The sequence below is a fragment of the Exiguobacterium sp. GL_137 genome, from assembly GCF_057834585.1.
The window spans coordinates 746,841-761,774 of sequence record NZ_CM174406.1; the positions used below are offsets into that span (position 1 = coordinate 746,841).

Annotated in this window: 12 protein-coding genes; 10 read left to right on the top strand and 2 right to left on the bottom strand. The window is 45.4% G+C overall.

What is annotated here, in order from left to right; genetic code table 11:
• The first annotated feature begins 3 nt into the window (after positions 1–3).
• From AC3IRK_RS03935 to AC3IRK_RS03970, 8 genes are all read left to right on the top strand, one after another.
• Complete coding sequence (locus tag AC3IRK_RS03935) at positions 4–891, top strand: SDR family oxidoreductase (RefSeq protein ID WP_131503886.1); 888 nt, start codon at positions 4–6, stop codon at positions 889–891.
• Between the two features lie 125 nt (positions 892–1,016).
• Entirely contained in the window at positions 1,017–2,561 is a 1,545-nt protein-coding gene (locus AC3IRK_RS03940; protein WP_131973285.1) for a fatty acid--CoA ligase family protein, read from the top strand.
• A gap of 76 nt (positions 2,562–2,637) precedes the next feature.
• Positions 2,638–3,072 (top strand): methylglyoxal synthase, encoded by a 435-nt coding sequence (locus tag AC3IRK_RS03945; protein ID WP_131503887.1) that lies wholly within the window; start codon positions 2,638–2,640, stop codon positions 3,070–3,072.
• A 97-nt stretch (positions 3,073–3,169) separates the two neighbouring features.
• A complete protein-coding gene (locus tag AC3IRK_RS03950) occupies positions 3,170–3,325 on the top strand; it encodes a hypothetical protein (protein WP_188005206.1) in 156 nt (51 codons plus the stop codon).
• Positions 3,326–3,453: 128 nt separating this feature from the next.
• Complete coding sequence (locus AC3IRK_RS03955) at positions 3,454–4,116, top strand: response regulator transcription factor (RefSeq protein ID WP_131503888.1); 663 nt, start codon at positions 3,454–3,456, stop codon at positions 4,114–4,116.
• Complete coding sequence (locus AC3IRK_RS03960; protein WP_214854186.1) at positions 4,113–5,486, top strand: sensor histidine kinase; 1,374 nt, start codon at positions 4,113–4,115, stop codon at positions 5,484–5,486. The genes AC3IRK_RS03955 and AC3IRK_RS03960 overlap by 4 nt, the downstream gene beginning before the upstream one ends.
• Before the next feature lie 119 nt (positions 5,487–5,605).
• Complete coding sequence (locus tag AC3IRK_RS03965) at positions 5,606–6,091, top strand: competence protein ComK (RefSeq protein ID WP_489170422.1); 486 nt, start codon at positions 5,606–5,608, stop codon at positions 6,089–6,091.
• A 103-nt stretch (positions 6,092–6,194) separates the two neighbouring features.
• On the top strand, positions 6,195–6,605 hold the full coding sequence (locus AC3IRK_RS03970; protein WP_026829065.1) for a hypothetical protein: 411 nt from the start codon (positions 6,195–6,197) through the stop codon (positions 6,603–6,605).
• 101 nt (positions 6,606–6,706) lie between these two features.
• Here the strand turns inward: AC3IRK_RS03970 and AC3IRK_RS03975 are convergent, their stop codons facing one another.
• A complete protein-coding gene (locus AC3IRK_RS03975) occupies positions 6,707–7,048 on the bottom strand; it encodes a hypothetical protein (protein WP_014969716.1) in 342 nt (113 codons plus the stop codon).
• Between the two features lie 59 nt (positions 7,049–7,107).
• Positions 7,108–7,488 carry a truncated hemoglobin gene (locus AC3IRK_RS03980; RefSeq protein ID WP_188005207.1) on the bottom strand — a complete coding sequence of 127 codons (381 nt, stop codon included), beginning with the start codon at positions 7,486–7,488 and terminating at the stop codon, positions 7,108–7,110.
• Positions 7,489–7,828: 340 nt separating this feature from the next.
• Here AC3IRK_RS03980 and addB point away from each other — a divergent pair, with 340 nt between their 5' ends.
• A complete protein-coding gene (gene addB, locus AC3IRK_RS03985) occupies positions 7,829–11,260 on the top strand; it encodes a helicase-exonuclease AddAB subunit AddB (RefSeq protein ID WP_489170423.1) in 3,432 nt (1,143 codons plus the stop codon).
• The gene (addA, locus tag AC3IRK_RS03990; RefSeq protein WP_188005209.1) at positions 11,257–14,808 is read left to right on the top strand and encodes a helicase-exonuclease AddAB subunit AddA; all 3,552 of its coding nucleotides are present in this window, start codon (positions 11,257–11,259) and stop codon (positions 14,806–14,808) included. Before addB ends, addA begins: the two co-directional genes overlap by 4 nt.
• The last annotated feature ends 126 nt before the right edge of the window (positions 14,809–14,934 follow it).

The following is a 14,934-nucleotide window of genomic DNA, read 5'->3' on the forward strand; positions in this document are numbered from 1 at the left end:
TTCATGGGCTACAATAAAGATAACTTTTTAGAGGGTACATTAAACGACTTCATCAATTTTGAAAAAGTTTCGGAAGGCTTACCGAAAACGGAAGATCAACAACCGTTGCCGTATTATGAACGGGACGATTACCGTGCTGCCGGGAAATTAAAAGGCAAAGTGGCTATCGTAACGGGTGGTAATTCAGGAATCGGGCGTGCGATCTCGATTGCCTATACATTAGAAGGTGCTAAAATCGTCATCGCGTTTTATGGTGATCAAGAAGGTGCAGAAGAAACAAAAGCCCGTCTCGAAGAACTTGGTGGCGAAGTGTTACTTTCGCAAGGAGACATCGGAGACGGCGCGTATTGTGAAGAACTCGTCCAAAAAACCATCGACCGTTTTGGTCGTCTTGATATCGTCGTTAACAATGCGAGTATGCAAAAACCGGAAGATTCGTTGCTCGACATTACAGACGAGTCAATGGAAAAAACATTCAAAACAAATATTTTCGGGATGATGCGCTTAGCACGTGCGGCTTTACCTCACTTGACACTCGGCTCGGCCATCATTAATACGACGTCTTCGACAGCATACGAAGGAAACTCCCTCTTAATCGATTATTCGTCGACAAAAGGAGCCATCGTCAGCTTCACACGTAGTCTGTCAATGAATCTTGCGAAACAAGGGATTCGTGTCAATGCCGTTGCTCCAGGTCCAATTTGGACACCATTGATCACAGATACATTCCCGGATGAATCGGTCAAAACGTTTGGTAAAAACACACCGATGGATCGTCCGGGACAACCGGCAGAAATGGCTTCGGCCTACGTCTTCTTAGCTTGTAACGATTCAAGTTATATGACGGGTCAAGTCCTGCATCTAAACGGTGGCGTCATCGTCAACGGTTAAAAAGAAAGAACGTGAAAACGTTTCCATAAAATGCTACACTATCCATACAGGCGGACACGTCATGTATGGATTTTTTTTGCATTAAAAATGAACGGTTATTCATTCGAAGGGGGAAGCTAGTTATGATGGGATTGATTCATTCGGTGGAAGAAACAGCTCGGCAACGTCCGGATAGCATCGCCTACGTATTTGAAGATGTCGCAGTCAGTTATCATGAATTTGTTGAGAAGTTTCACCGGGCCGCCGGAGCACTCGAGTCACATGGAATTCGAAAAGGGGATCACGTTGCTCTAATACTTGGAAATAGTCCGGCTTTTTTGATTGGGTATTATGCTGTCATGAAGCAGGGGGCAGTTGCCATCCCAATCAACCCGACCTATACGCCGGATGAACTCGGTTACATCTTAATGAACGGCGATGTTAAAGGGATTTTAGGAATCGCACCGCTTGTCGAAGCAGCAAAAGAGCGATTGGTTCATTTACCGCATCTTTCTGTCGTCGTCTCCGTTCCGTTTAACGGTCAAGTCGGTCCGGAAGAACGACTTGGAAATGTTCAGTTCACGACGCTTGAGCGGTGGTTAGAGATTGAACATCCGATTCAGGAAGTGACGTATGAAATGGATGAGACCGCTGTTATCCTGTATACGAGCGGAACGACAGGGAAACCAAAAGGAGCGATGTTATCACATCGAAACCTGACTTCCAATGCCCGTTCCATCGGGGAATACTTAAATGTCTCGGAACAGGACCGGACACTCGCTGTGTTACCGATGTTCCATGTCTTTTGTTTGACGGTCGTGGTCAATGCGTCACTGGCACACGGGGCAACGGTTGTCATTGCTGCCCGCTTTTCACCACAGGAGACGTTTGAACTGGCGAAAAAAGAACAGGTCACGATTTTTGCGGGTGTGCCGACGATGTATAACTTCCTGCTACAGACAGTAAAGGCGCATCCGGAATATACGAATGCGTTTGAATCCATCCGTTTATTCGTTTCAGGTGGAGCGAGTTTACCGGTACCGTTGCTTCAATCCTTTGATCAAACCTTTAACTGTCATATCCTTGAAGGATACGGTCTGTCCGAAGCGTCTCCCGTCACATGCTTCAATCCTTTGGACGGAGTACAAAAGCCGGGCTCGATCGGACCTTCGATCATCGATGTCGAAAACAGGGTCGTCGACGAACTCGGGCAGGAAGTACCAATCGGTCAAGTCGGAGAATTAATCGTACGTGGTCCGAACATCATGACCGGTTACTATAAAATGCCGGAAGAAACGCAAGCGACGTTAAAAGAAGGATGGCTCTACACCGGCGACTTAGCAAGACAAGATGAGGATGGATACTTCTATATCGTCGACCGGAAAAAAGATATGATTATCGTTGGCGGATATAATGTCTATCCACGTGAAGTCGAGGAAATCTTATATCAACATCCATCGATTGTCGAAGCCGCCGTCATCGGTGTACCCGACGAAGAAATGGGCGAAGCGGTAAAAACATTTGTTGTCGTACGTGAACCGTTGACGGAAACGGAAGTCCTCGACTTCTGTGCCATCTCACTCGCTAAGTATAAGTGCCCGACACGAATTGAATTTATTGAACAACTGCCACGAAATACAACGGGTAAGATCTTACGGACTGTCTTGAAAAAACAACCAACCAGTTCATGATTTCAATATAGAAAAAAAGAACTTCAGGTTTCTGAAGTTCTTTTTGTGTGCATATAGGTAAGGAGGGGGAGATAAAATGAATATTGCTTTAATTGCGCATGATGAAAAAAAAGACGAGATGATGATGTTTACACGAGCATACGAAGCTTATTTTGCCAAAAATACGTTATATGCCACGGGTACGACAGGGCAACGGATCATGGAGGCGACAGGATTAACGGTCCACCGCTGTAAGTCGGGACCGCTTGGAGGAGATCAGGAAATCGGTGCGATGGTCGCCCGGGGAGAAATTGATATCGTCATTTTTCTGCGTGATCCTCTTACAGCCCAACCCCATGAGCCCGACGTATCGGCCTTGATTCGATTATGTGACGTCTATGATTTACCGCTTGCAACAAATGTCGGAACCGCCGAAATCTTGATTAACGGATTGGAACAGGGCGAGTTTCAATGGCGTGAAATCATTCGGAAACGTCATGAAGAAGAACAACGGAAATTTTTAACCGATTAATTCTCTGAGAATGCTTCTCATTTTCTATCAAGCATGATATAGTCATCTTGAGGATGATACTGATTATCAATTGCGATAGAAAAGGGTGGCGAAAACAATGGAAATTATTTTAATGGCTGGTGTAACCGTCTTACTTGGTGGCGGCGCCACGTTCCTGACACACGTAGTGAAAACGGAACGTCGTCATGTATCGGCAAACACAAAAACACATGTAGAACGTGCGACATATCCGTCGTTGCGCCTTGTAAAATAATTAGTTGGACTGAACGCCGCTCTTTTCTTCAGAAAAGAGCGTTTTTTTGTATAATTTTAGATTCTCCCATAATTCTGCGGAAATCCTTTGTTACACTGAAAAAAAGAACTTAAGCAGGAGTGATGAAGATGCATACGATTTATTTAGTTGACGATGAGGTGAACTTGAACCGCGTTTTGGTCAAGTATTTGGAACAGGAAGGTTGGCAAGTAAAATCGTTTACATCCGGGGAAGCGGCGGCATCTGCCATCATTGAAAAACCTGATTTGTGGATACTTGATATCATGTTGCCGGACTTGGACGGCTTTCAGTTGATCAAACGGATTAAAGCGCACGACGAAACGACGCCGGTCATCTTCATTTCGGCCCGGGATGAAGACATTGATAAAATCATTGGACTGGAGATGGGATCGGACGATTACATCGCTAAACCGTTTTTACCGCGCGAACTGGTTATTCGTGTAAAGAAAATTTTAGCACGTGCGTATGCGACACCGAAAACCGGTCTCATCCGGTACGGGGATTATACGATTTATCCGGAAAAGCGAGTTATCGAAGAGAATGGTCAAGAGATTGATTTGACCTCGAAAGAATATGATTTACTGATTCTGTTTGCTACGCAAATCGGAACACCGATGTCCCGGGAACAAATCTTAGTGAGCGTATGGGGCGACGATTATTTCGGATCAGACCGTGTCGTCGATGATCTCGTACGCCGTGTACGAAAAAAACTTTCCAAACTAGAACTTGAAACGATTTACGGAATCGGATACCGTTTGGTGGCTGCATGAAGAATCGGAGTCTGGGTTTTCAAATCTGGGCGATGTTCCTGTTGGTCATTGCAACACTCTCCATTGTCATATTAGTCGTCATGCGGTCGTCGATTGGTAACTTCATCGATGAGCAAGTCTATGCGACATTAGAAAACAGTGAAGTCTTTTTTTCGGAAGATGCCTCTGTCATCGAGATGTTACAAGACAATCCGATTGAATTCGATCGACGGAAACAGGAGTCACGCTCGGTCAATGTCTTATTGTTATCGAAAAATGGAAAGTTATACTATGGCGGGGCACCGCAACAGCTGGTCAATCAAATGTATCGTGATGCTATCGATCAAGAAAAAGAAATGCAAAAATACACGACCCGTCTTGATAAGGAAGATGTCTACTACAGTATCCTAAAGATGGAGATTAAAGGGGAAACCTATTACCGTGTTTCATACGTTTGGGATGCCTATCGGCAGGAACTCATCACTCAGTTATTTTCGAAAATTGGCTGGGTCGTTGCGATTGTCAGTATCTTGACCTTATTCATTGCCTTTTGGCTAGCCAGACGACTGACCCATCCTTTAATCGAGATTGAGCGGGCGGTCGGTAAGATTGCAGCTCAGAAGTGGGATACACCTCTTCCTTTGGACCGTGGCGATGAAATCGGACGATTGGCCAGGTCAGTTGATGCGATGCGAATGGACTTGGAAAAACAGGATAAAGCTCAAAAATCCTTGCTTCAAAATATCTCACATGATTTAAAAACACCGATCATGGTCATTCGCAGTTATGCCCAGTCGATTTCGGACGGAATTTATCCGGACGGTGATTTGACCGGTTCTGTTTCCGTCATCGAAGAAGAAGCGGAACGATTGGAGAAAAAAGTCGCAGCTTTGTTATATGTAACAAAACTTGATTATTTTGAACTGGATCGTTCAACATGGGATCATGTGGATTTGGACCGCATGGTTCATTTGCTTCAAAAACGGTTTGTCGGCACAAAAGTATTGACATGGAAAATTTCCGGGGAAGCGGGCATTGTGTTAGGCGAAGGGGAACAATTACGTGTGGCATTGGAAAATGTATTGGATAATGCGATTCGTTATGCCGAGTCCACGATTGAGATTCGCCTGTCCGGCACAAGGCAGTCGGCGACAGTCGAAATCCTGAATGACGGTCCGCCGTTAGAAACGTCCTCTCCGCTGTTCCATCAATTTTCTCGTGGAAAAGAAGGCAAGTTTGGTCTTGGGTTATACATCGTTAAACGGATTGTCGAACGGCACGAAGGAGAAGTGACAATTGATAATCTGATTGCGGGAAATGAAGAAAATAAAGTTTGCGTAAAATTTAATTTTCCAAGACATTTTGAGGAAGAAACAGCCGGAAAAAAATAAGATCTTAAAAAACGAGATAGCCGTATCTCGTTTTTTATTTCGGGAAATAATGAGGTCGTTCAGACAAAGTCATTTTGAATTTGATATAACCATACTAATACAAGAAAGGGGAAATCAGGATGCGACATAAAATTACGGAAGAAACATTAGCCCTTGTACCAAAGTATGGTCCATACGGTGAACCGCAAACTTTACTTATTCAAGAACAGTCAGAAGTCGTGTTAGAAGGTCATCCGATCAAGTTGATTGAAGAATCTTGTTTGTATTTTGGTTCGTCGATGCGCGGAAGAATTGAAGCGGCTCGACATATCCTGGGGCCGAATCGGAAAACACCGGTCTTAATCGATTGGAAGGCGCAAACGATTTTCTTCCCGACGACTGCGAAGGAGAAGGCGAAATGTATTTGGATTAATTTCAAGCAGATGAAAACCGTTCAAAAAAAGGGGGATACCGTTCAAGTGGAATTTCAAACAGGACAACGGATTGAAACTGATGCTTCGGCTTACAGCATCGAACGGCAACGGATTAAAACACTGGAATTGGCTTACGAAATGCAACGGAGATTTCAAGAAGAACGACCGACGACGTTTAATAAAGCGCGATAAGTGGAACAATCTAACAGGAATCACTACTTAATACAGCGAATAGACAGTAAAGTGCGAGAGAGAGAATTAAAGGGAGGTGAAGCGGTCGAAAGACCGCTACACGATGAATGAATCATATGAATGGTTAAACCGTAGAAAATTACAACCTGGATTTGGTGTGAACGGTGGACGGCGTTTTATCAGTTCACGGATTGTTCGTCCTGAAAATACGCCGGGTAAAAGAGTCAAAGGTGTCAAACGCGCCCGGCAGCTTGTCGTCGACGAGTCAGGAAATCGACGGTGGGTGACGAAACGAATCGTTGTAACGGATGCCGCAAAACACATGACCATCAACCGTCGTGCATCGGTTGCTCAGAAAGAGGTCACGGAATCTCGATTGGAGCAAGTGAAACAAAAACTGACGTCGAAAAAAGTACTATTACCTGTACTGGCAGCAACAGGATTGGCAGTTGCCGGTGGAGTATTGGCGTACGTTATGCGCCGGAAAAAACGAAATACAAAAGAACAGCTATAACCTAAAACAGATGACGAATCGTCTGGATATAGTAAAAGCCGTGCTCTCCCCATGAATGAATGAGGGTAGCACGGCTTTTATGTGAGGAAGACTGCAGTTTCTTATAAAAAACGTTTACGAATCGATGTCGCAAGAGCCTTCTCAGAAATTTCTTCTAGTTCTTTTTGATTGGTTGGATCAAAACTGTCATTGTAGAATCGGCCGACGAATTCGACTCGATCGTAATCGAGTTCTTTGAAAATCAAATGTTTATGATCATCGTAGAAGACAACCCGGTAATAATCAGAGCCACGTTCAAGCGTCACAAGTGCCCGAATATGTTCTAAACGTTTTTGTTCATCTGACTTTTCTTCTTCAACAGGTTCTTCTGTCGTTTTAGCTGCTTCAGCCTGTTCGAGTGCGCTTTTTACCAATTCACTCTTTTTATCTTGTTCTTCAGTCATAGTTATCGCCTCCAGTTCTTATTTTACATTGAAACGTACCGATGAGAAAGGAAAATCCCTCATCCGTTCTGATGGGCATCACAAATGCGTAGCACATTGAAGGCACCGATTCGTAGGCGCTCAATTAAACGCGTGGCTGCCTCTGTGTCCTCGATGGTCTCTTCAATGGTCAGCATCATCAATTCAATCCATCGCACAGCGTGTACTTCTCTGATGGGCAAAAGGCGATGAATCATCGCCAGATTCATCCGTTCATCCTGTCCATCGTATTGTTTTGGACCACCTGTGAGTTGAATCAAAAATCGGATTTGTGCTTGTTCGACACGTTGGCGGTCCGGCGGGAATAACGGACGGAGAACATCATCTGTATACACACGATTATAGAATCGTGTGACAAGTTGTTCGAGTGCGTCTTTTTGACCAAGGTCTTCGTATAGCATACTTGTCCCTCTTTCTGTTCCAGCTGATGAAGACAATCATTATCTCAATCTTTACCCGCTTTTTGCAACTCCACACAAACCGATCGACAAATGATTTAAAATGGACAAGGAAGAGGACGAAAAAGAAAACAAGTTATCTGGATTGAAAAACGGACGTTTGTTCGTATTTATGAGATAATAGTACATATAATCATCCTTATAGATGAGCGCGCTTGTTGTTTTCAATACTCATCTCATATGAGCGGAAAAAAGACAGCATAAAGCTCATCGATATTAATTAAAGGAGGTGAAGATCAGCCCACCTGATGGTACGAAAACAGGTGTCAGCTGATCTGACACAATGAATTACATGCATTTAGGTCGTGCCGGTACAGGCAAGACGACAACATTAATTGAGCAGGTAATTGACCGGTTAGCTGAGCAACCGCTTGGTCCATCCATCTATTTCATCGTACCGGATCAGATGTCTTTTGAGATGGAACGTCGTATCGCGACGGATCCCCGGCTGTCGGGTCTTGTCCGGATGGAAGTCATGAGTTTACGCCGGTTTGCTTTCCATATCATCCGGGATCATGGAAACCAGGCGATTCCCTTTTTAGACGAGACCGGGACACAGTTGTTACTGCGTCAAGTTGTCGAAGAAGCGGAAGAAGAATTGAAGATTTTTAAACGGACGAAAAATATGCCCGGCTTCTACAAAGGATTGGACGAATTGATTGCCTCGTTTAAACGTTCTTTGGTAAATCCGGATATGTTGCGTCAAATCAGCAGTGCATCTCCCGAACGTTCACCGAAATTAAATGATTTAGCGCTGATTTACGAGCGCTTTACTGAACGAATCTCAAATAAGGCGCTTCATGCGGACGATTATTTCACGACATTGATTGAGCTGTTACCGAAAGCTGATTTAAGTGACGTTTCAGTCTTCGTTGATGGATTTTATGAATTTTCGTTACAGGAACAACAGGTCTTACTGCGATTGATGGAATTGACGAAAGAGATGCATCTTAGTTTTACACTGGATGTCGAAGACGTCTATGCGAAACAGTCTGAGTTTGGTGTGTCACAACGCTGCTATATGCAGTTGATCGAACAGATGAAAAAACGACAGATTGCGCATGAAGACATCTATTACACACAGACCGTTAAATTTCAGACAACAGGGTTACAGATGCTTGAACAAGCGTTACTGTCGCCCGGATACCCGGCGACGGATGACGAAGTGAACGGGTTGACGCTTTCTGCCGCAGTTAATCGTCAAGTTGAAGCAGAAGCGGCTGTCAGAAAGGTGATTCAACTGGTACGCCATGAAGGGTATCGGTTCAAGGACATCGCGTTTCTTGTCCGCCACCTTGAACCGTACGCCGATCATTTAGAACGTGCTTTTCAACTGTATGACATTCCGTACTTCCTGGATCAACGGGAATCGATGGTCCATCATCCGATTGTCGAATTAGTCCATGCCGTCCTTGAAATCGTCATGACGGGATATCGGGAAGAATCTATTTTTCGTCTGCTGAAAACAGAGCTGATTCCACTTCCGGCAGAGGATTCACGATTAGCACTTGATCGTCTGGAAACATTTGTCCTGGAGCGGGGAATCAAAGGTTCGATGTGGAAAAAACCTTGGCAATTGAAGCGACGTCTAGCTGATGAAATCAGTTTAACGGATGCTGAGTTACAAGAAGAACAGGAACTGAACGAATGGCGTCAATTCCTGGTCGAAGCCATTGAACCACTGGAGAAGCGATTCAAAGCATCTAAGACGATGAGTGAATACACACGGGCGTTATACCGTTTCTTGGAAGAACATCATTTGACGGACCGGTTAACGGTTTGGAAGCAACAAGCACTCGAAGTCAATGAACTCAGCAAAGCACGAGAACATGATCAGGTGTACGAAGCGGTACTGCATCTCTTTGAACAGTTGGAAGCTGCGGCACCGGAAGCCACATTGACGACAGAACTATTCGTCCAAATGGTCGAGACTGGACTTGAAAGTCTCCGCTTCTCCCTTGTTCCGCCTTCGCTCGATCAAGTGATTGCGACGGATTACGTCCGGGGACGTTTACAACAGGTGAAAGTGGTCTTTTTACTCGGGGCCAATGACGGATTGATTCCACTCGTGGAAGACCAGTCTAAATTGCTGTCAGAAGGAGATCATGACTTCCTCCACGATCAAGGCATTCCGGTCGGTAAAGCCTCTTTGGACGTATTTGACGACGAATTGTATTACCTCTATCAAGGGGTGACAGCGCCAAGTGAAGCGTTGCATATCAGTTATGCGCTGGTTGACGAGGACGGCAAAGCCCTTCAGCCGGCATCCATCATCAAGCAGATCAAACATCAACTGTTGCAGGATCGCCCTGTGAAAACATCCTTTGCAGAAGCCGGTGATCATGCACCGGATGATCAACTTCAGTTCGTGACGAGTCCGGAACGGGCGGCAGCGGCAGCGGCAATCGAGTTGAGACGGCTGCAACGTCGTTATCCGATCCAACCGTCCTGGTTTGATGTGTACAATCGTTTGCTCGAAAACGGTCGGGGCCGCGAACGAATGGCGCTGTTTTCCAGTGCCTTGTTTTATCAAAATCATGCAGAGCCGTTACCGGATGATTTGGCGCGTAACCTGTATGGTGACACCATCAAAGCCAGCGTCTCCCGGTTTGAGACGTACAATGCTTGTTCTTATAAACACTTTGCCCGGTATGGATTGCGGTTAAAAGAACGGAAATTATATAAATTCGAAGCGCCGGACATCGGGAACCTATTCCACGGAGCACTCAATGATTTATCGATGAATATCAAAGCCTCGGGAAAACGCTGGCGTGAACTGGATGACCAATCGTGCAGTAATCTCGCGAAAGAAGCCGTCGAGAAGGTGACACCGGAAATTCAAAATGCGATTTTGATGAGTTCGAATCGTTTTGGATACATCAAGAAAAAATTAACGGACGTCGTCGAGCAAACTGCAAAAATGCTCGTCAAACAAGCGGAACGTTCTGAATTCGAACCTGATTTATTTGAAATCAGTTTTGGGAACGCCATGTTTCCACCACTTCGCTTCACATTACCGGATGGTACCGAAATCGAATTCACCGGTCGAATTGACCGGGTGGATCAAGCGACAATTGGCGATCAATTGTACGTCCGGGTCGTCGACTATAAATCGAGTGCTAAAGAGTTGGATTTTGCCGAAATCTATTATGGTTTGGCGATTCAAATGCTGTTGTATCTAAAAACAGTCGTTGAACAGTCGGAAGTTCTGTTTAATCAGCAGGCAAAACCGGCCGGTGCCTTGTATTTCCACGTCAAAAACCCAATGATGCGTGGAGATTTATCGGCGGATGAAATCGAAAGGAACCGGTTGTTGCTCGAATCGTATCAAATGCAAGGCATCATCGTTGAAAATGATGAAGTATTACGGGCAATGGATCAGATTGCGTACGATGAACGTCAAAAGTCACCGCTCGTCAAAGTGACATTCACGAAAACCGGTCTTCATAAGTCGCACACGAAAGGTGTCGTCAAAGAAGAAGAATTGACGGCACTGATGGATCACGCCTGGGATGAATTGAAGACGAGCAGCCAATCGATGTATGCAGGAGATATTGCGATTGATCCGTTTGATTACCAGGAACGGATACCTTGTACATTTTGTGAGTACCGTTCCGTCTGCCAGTTTGATCAATCTCTCGGAAACGACTACCGGCAATTGAAACCGTTATCGGAAAAAGAAGTCTTGGAACGGTTGAAGGAGGAGACGGAATGAGTGTGCAGTGGACAGATGAACAGCAACGGGCAATTGATGCGAGAGGTGGACATATTTTAGTATCCGCTGCCGCCGGTTCAGGAAAAACAGCCGTACTCGTCGAACGGTTGACGCAACGTGTCATCAATCAGGAAGATCCGTTGACAGCCGACCGGATTCTTGTCGCGACGTTTACGAACGCAGCAGCTAAAGAGATGAAGACACGTGTCATCGAAGCAATCGAAGCAAAAATTAAAGATGCTCCAGATGACCTTTATTTAAAAAAACAACGGCAAATGATGAACCGTGCTCAAATCACGACGATCCATTCCTTTTGTTTATCGATTTTACGCGAAAACTATTACCGGATTGGTCTTGATCCAGCTTTTCGCATTGCGGAAGAAGCAGAGCTGTTGTTGCTGCAGGATGATGTTTTGGAAGAAGTGTTTGAGAACTACTATGCTTTAGCAGATCCGGCGTTTTATGAATTGATTGATAGTTACACATCAGACCGGGACGATCAAGCAATGTTGACCTTAATCTCGAACTTATATCGATTTTCTCGTTCACTCCCGGATCCGGAAGCATTTTATGACCACTTGATTGCGCAGTACGATCAACCGATTGATCCGGATGAGTCCAGTTTGTTGACACGATTATTTGAACTCGAATGGGAACGTGTCGCGCCGGTCATCAACCGGTATATGGAATTATCGTATCGTCTGCGACAAGCCGGATATGACGAGATGGCAGACATGTTGGTGCAGGACGTCGCACCGATCCGGCGGATTAATCCGGAACAGGACCGCTGGACGACCGTCGCCCTTGCTTTTCAGGCCGTCGAATTCGGCCGCTGGAAAGGAATCCGCGGAGACGAGGAAATGAAGAAATTCCAGACCGAACGGACGCGTCTCGTCGGTGATCTCAAAAAGATGCGTGATTTGTTCGTTGAGAAGGACGGGGTTGATTATCTGGAAGATTTACGTTCGCAACTGGGGCATGTCCAGATGATCGTCACACTCGTTCGAAGTTTCTCGGCAGCCTATCTTGAAGCGAAGCAGCAGCGGGGCATCGTTGATTTTTCCGACCTTGAGCATTTTGCATTAGCCATCTTGGAACAGGACGGAGAGGCAACGGATGTCGCTCGTTTGCTCCAAGAACGCTTCATTGAAGTTTTAGTGGATGAATATCAGGATACAAACGAAGTGCAGGAACGGATTCTGCGGCTTGTTTCAAAATCAGATGAAGCAACCGGAAATCTGTTTATGGTTGGTGACGTAAAACAATCGATTTATAAATTCCGTCATGCCGAGCCCGGATTGTTTTTGAATAAGTTTAAACGATTCCAACAAACAGAAGTCGGGACACGAATTGATTTGACGAAAAATTTCCGAAGCCGTTTAGAAGTCTTGGATGGTACCAATCATATTTTCCGTCAAGTCATGGACGAAGCCGTCGGAGAAATTGATTATGATGAAGCAGCTTATTTGCGGCTAGGGAATCTCGGATATGTCGAATCAACCCAAGTCAATCCTGAATTGCTGTTAGTGGACCAGACAGACACGAATAAAGAAGAATTGGAAGCTCAAGTCATAGCGACACGCATCATCGAGATGGTGAATGATGAAAATCCCTACCTCGTATTTGATGCAAAACAAAAGCGTTTCCGTAAATGTGAATACCGTGATATCGTCGTCCTCGTACGTTCGAGAGGAAAACGGGTCCAGGCATTGGTCGACGTCTTTGAACAATACGAACTTCCTGTCTATGCGGATACGACGGGCGGTTATTTTCAAGCAACCGAGATTCAAATCATGATGGCGCTCTTGAAGACAATCGATAATCCGTTGCAGGATATCCCGTTTGCCAGTGTCTTGCGATCACCGATTTTTGGATTGACGGATCGGGATTTAGGACGGATTCGTGCTAAATCGAAAGACGGGTCATTCTACGAAGCAGCTACTCTTGTGGCGAAAGAACAAACACCGCTTGGTTTGCGTGTCGGTGAAGCGCTCAATCAGTTGCAAAACTGGCGCACGGAAGCACGCGGGAAGTCGCTTGCGAGCTTAATTCGTTCCTTGTTTGATCAAACCGGTTACTTTGAATACGTCGGTTGTCTGAACGGGGGACGGAGCCGGCAAGCGAATTTAAATGCTCTGTACGAACGAGCCCATCAGTATGAGGCCTCCGGTTATCGGGGATTGTATCGCTTCTTACGTTTGATTCATCGTTTAGTCGAACGCGGGGAAGATTTTTCAGAAGCCCGTTCGTTAGGGGAAGACGAAGATGTCGTCCGAATCATGACAATCCACCAATCAAAAGGACTGGAATTCCCGGTAACGATCGTCAGCCAGTTAGGTAAGCAGTTTAATAAACAGGATCAAATCCAAGCGATTCAACTGCATAAGACGTATGGCATTGCGCTGGATGCGATTGATCCCGTTAAACGCCTGCGTTCCGGAACACTTCTGAAAGAAGTCATCCGCCGGGAAATGGACCGTGAAATGAAAGCGGAAGAGATGCGTGTTCTTTATGTTGCAATGACACGGGCGAAAGAAAAGCTGATTCTTGTAGGGGCAATCAAAGGTCTGGAAGATCAGCTTGCCAAATGGCAGGATCAACCGTTCGATGAGCTTTTGTTGCCGGAACTGGATCGCCGAAATGCTAAGACCTATGCGGACTGGGTGGCACCAGCTGTCCTGCGTAATTTCCTACTGAACGAACAGGAACAACGCTGGGCATTCCGGGTCATTGCACATGACGAGATTGCTCCTTATCAAGAACTGACCAAGATGGTCGAGCAACTCGAACACGTCCGTGTCCTTGAGAAAATTGATTATGCGGGTGACGAGACGCTGAATGCGCAGATTGAATCTGCTTTTGCGTATCACTATCCGTATCAAGTCGCGACGGATACCGCTGCGAAACAAACCGTTACGGAGTTGAAGCGGACAGAACAACTCGAACGGGCTGCTTTTGAATCGACCTACCGGCAATCGACCTATTACCGGACACCCCAATTTTTAGGTCCGACATTAACGGGAGCCGAACGCGGAACAGTCTTGCATTTAGCGATGCAGTTGTACGAGTCCGGTCGTCCCCTTGAAGAGCAGATTCTCGACTGGCAACAGGCGGAACGCATTTCAGACTTGGAAGCCCGGACGATGCGGGAAGCTATGCCTGAATTGACGATGTTCTTTGCTTCAGAAATCGGACAATTATTTGAGCAGCGTCTTGTGACGGGAGATGTCTACCGTGAATTGCCGTTCACCTATAAGATTGATTCAGCCCGATTCCGGACAGACTGGCATGGTCCAAGTGATCAGGCCGTCATGCAGGGGATTGTCGACTGTCTGATTCACGACGGCGAAACATATATTCTGCTCGATTATAAATCGGACCAAGTTTTTGAAACGATTGACGGTCAGGATCAAGCAGAGATGTTGCGAACACGTTATGCAACACAGTTGAATTTATATCAAGAAGCGTTGGAAGCCATCTTAGACATTCAAATCAGCCGGAAATTAATTTATGCGTTTGCGCTCCAAGAAGTGATTGAAATTTACTGATTACCTCACGTCTGACGAATTGATTCTGTCACCTGTTCAGGGAACGGAATCAATTCGTTAGACGATTTTCATTTCTAAATATGAAAGAACTGTGTAAAATGAAAAGGTATGTAAAAAGAATAACCA

Coding starts and splice junctions, on each gene's coding strand:
- AC3IRK_RS03965 (WP_489170422.1), top strand. CDS start 5,606: ATGCGACATAAAATTACGGAAGAAACATTAGCCCTTGTACCAAAGTAT.
- AC3IRK_RS03960 (WP_214854186.1), top strand. CDS start 4,113: ATGAAGAATCGGAGTCTGGGTTTTCAAATCTGGGCGATGTTCCTGTTG.
- AC3IRK_RS03970 (WP_026829065.1), top strand. CDS start 6,195: ATGAATGAATCATATGAATGGTTAAACCGTAGAAAATTACAACCTGGA.
- AC3IRK_RS03945 (WP_131503887.1), top strand. CDS start 2,638: ATGAATATTGCTTTAATTGCGCATGATGAAAAAAAAGACGAGATGATG.
- AC3IRK_RS03935 (WP_131503886.1), top strand. CDS start 4: ATGGGCTACAATAAAGATAACTTTTTAGAGGGTACATTAAACGACTTC.
- AC3IRK_RS03955 (WP_131503888.1), top strand. CDS start 3,454: ATGCATACGATTTATTTAGTTGACGATGAGGTGAACTTGAACCGCGTT.
- addB (WP_489170423.1), top strand. CDS start 7,829: ATGAATTACATGCATTTAGGTCGTGCCGGTACAGGCAAGACGACAACA.
- AC3IRK_RS03950 (WP_188005206.1), top strand. CDS start 3,170: ATGGAAATTATTTTAATGGCTGGTGTAACCGTCTTACTTGGTGGCGGC.
- AC3IRK_RS03940 (WP_131973285.1), top strand. CDS start 1,017: ATGGGATTGATTCATTCGGTGGAAGAAACAGCTCGGCAACGTCCGGAT.
- addA (WP_188005209.1), top strand. CDS start 11,257: ATGAGTGTGCAGTGGACAGATGAACAGCAACGGGCAATTGATGCGAGA.
- AC3IRK_RS03980 (WP_188005207.1), bottom strand. CDS start 7,488: ATGCTATACGAAGACCTTGGTCAAAAAGACGCACTCGAACAACTTGTC.
- AC3IRK_RS03975 (WP_014969716.1), bottom strand. CDS start 7,048: ATGACTGAAGAACAAGATAAAAAGAGTGAATTGGTAAAAAGCGCACTC.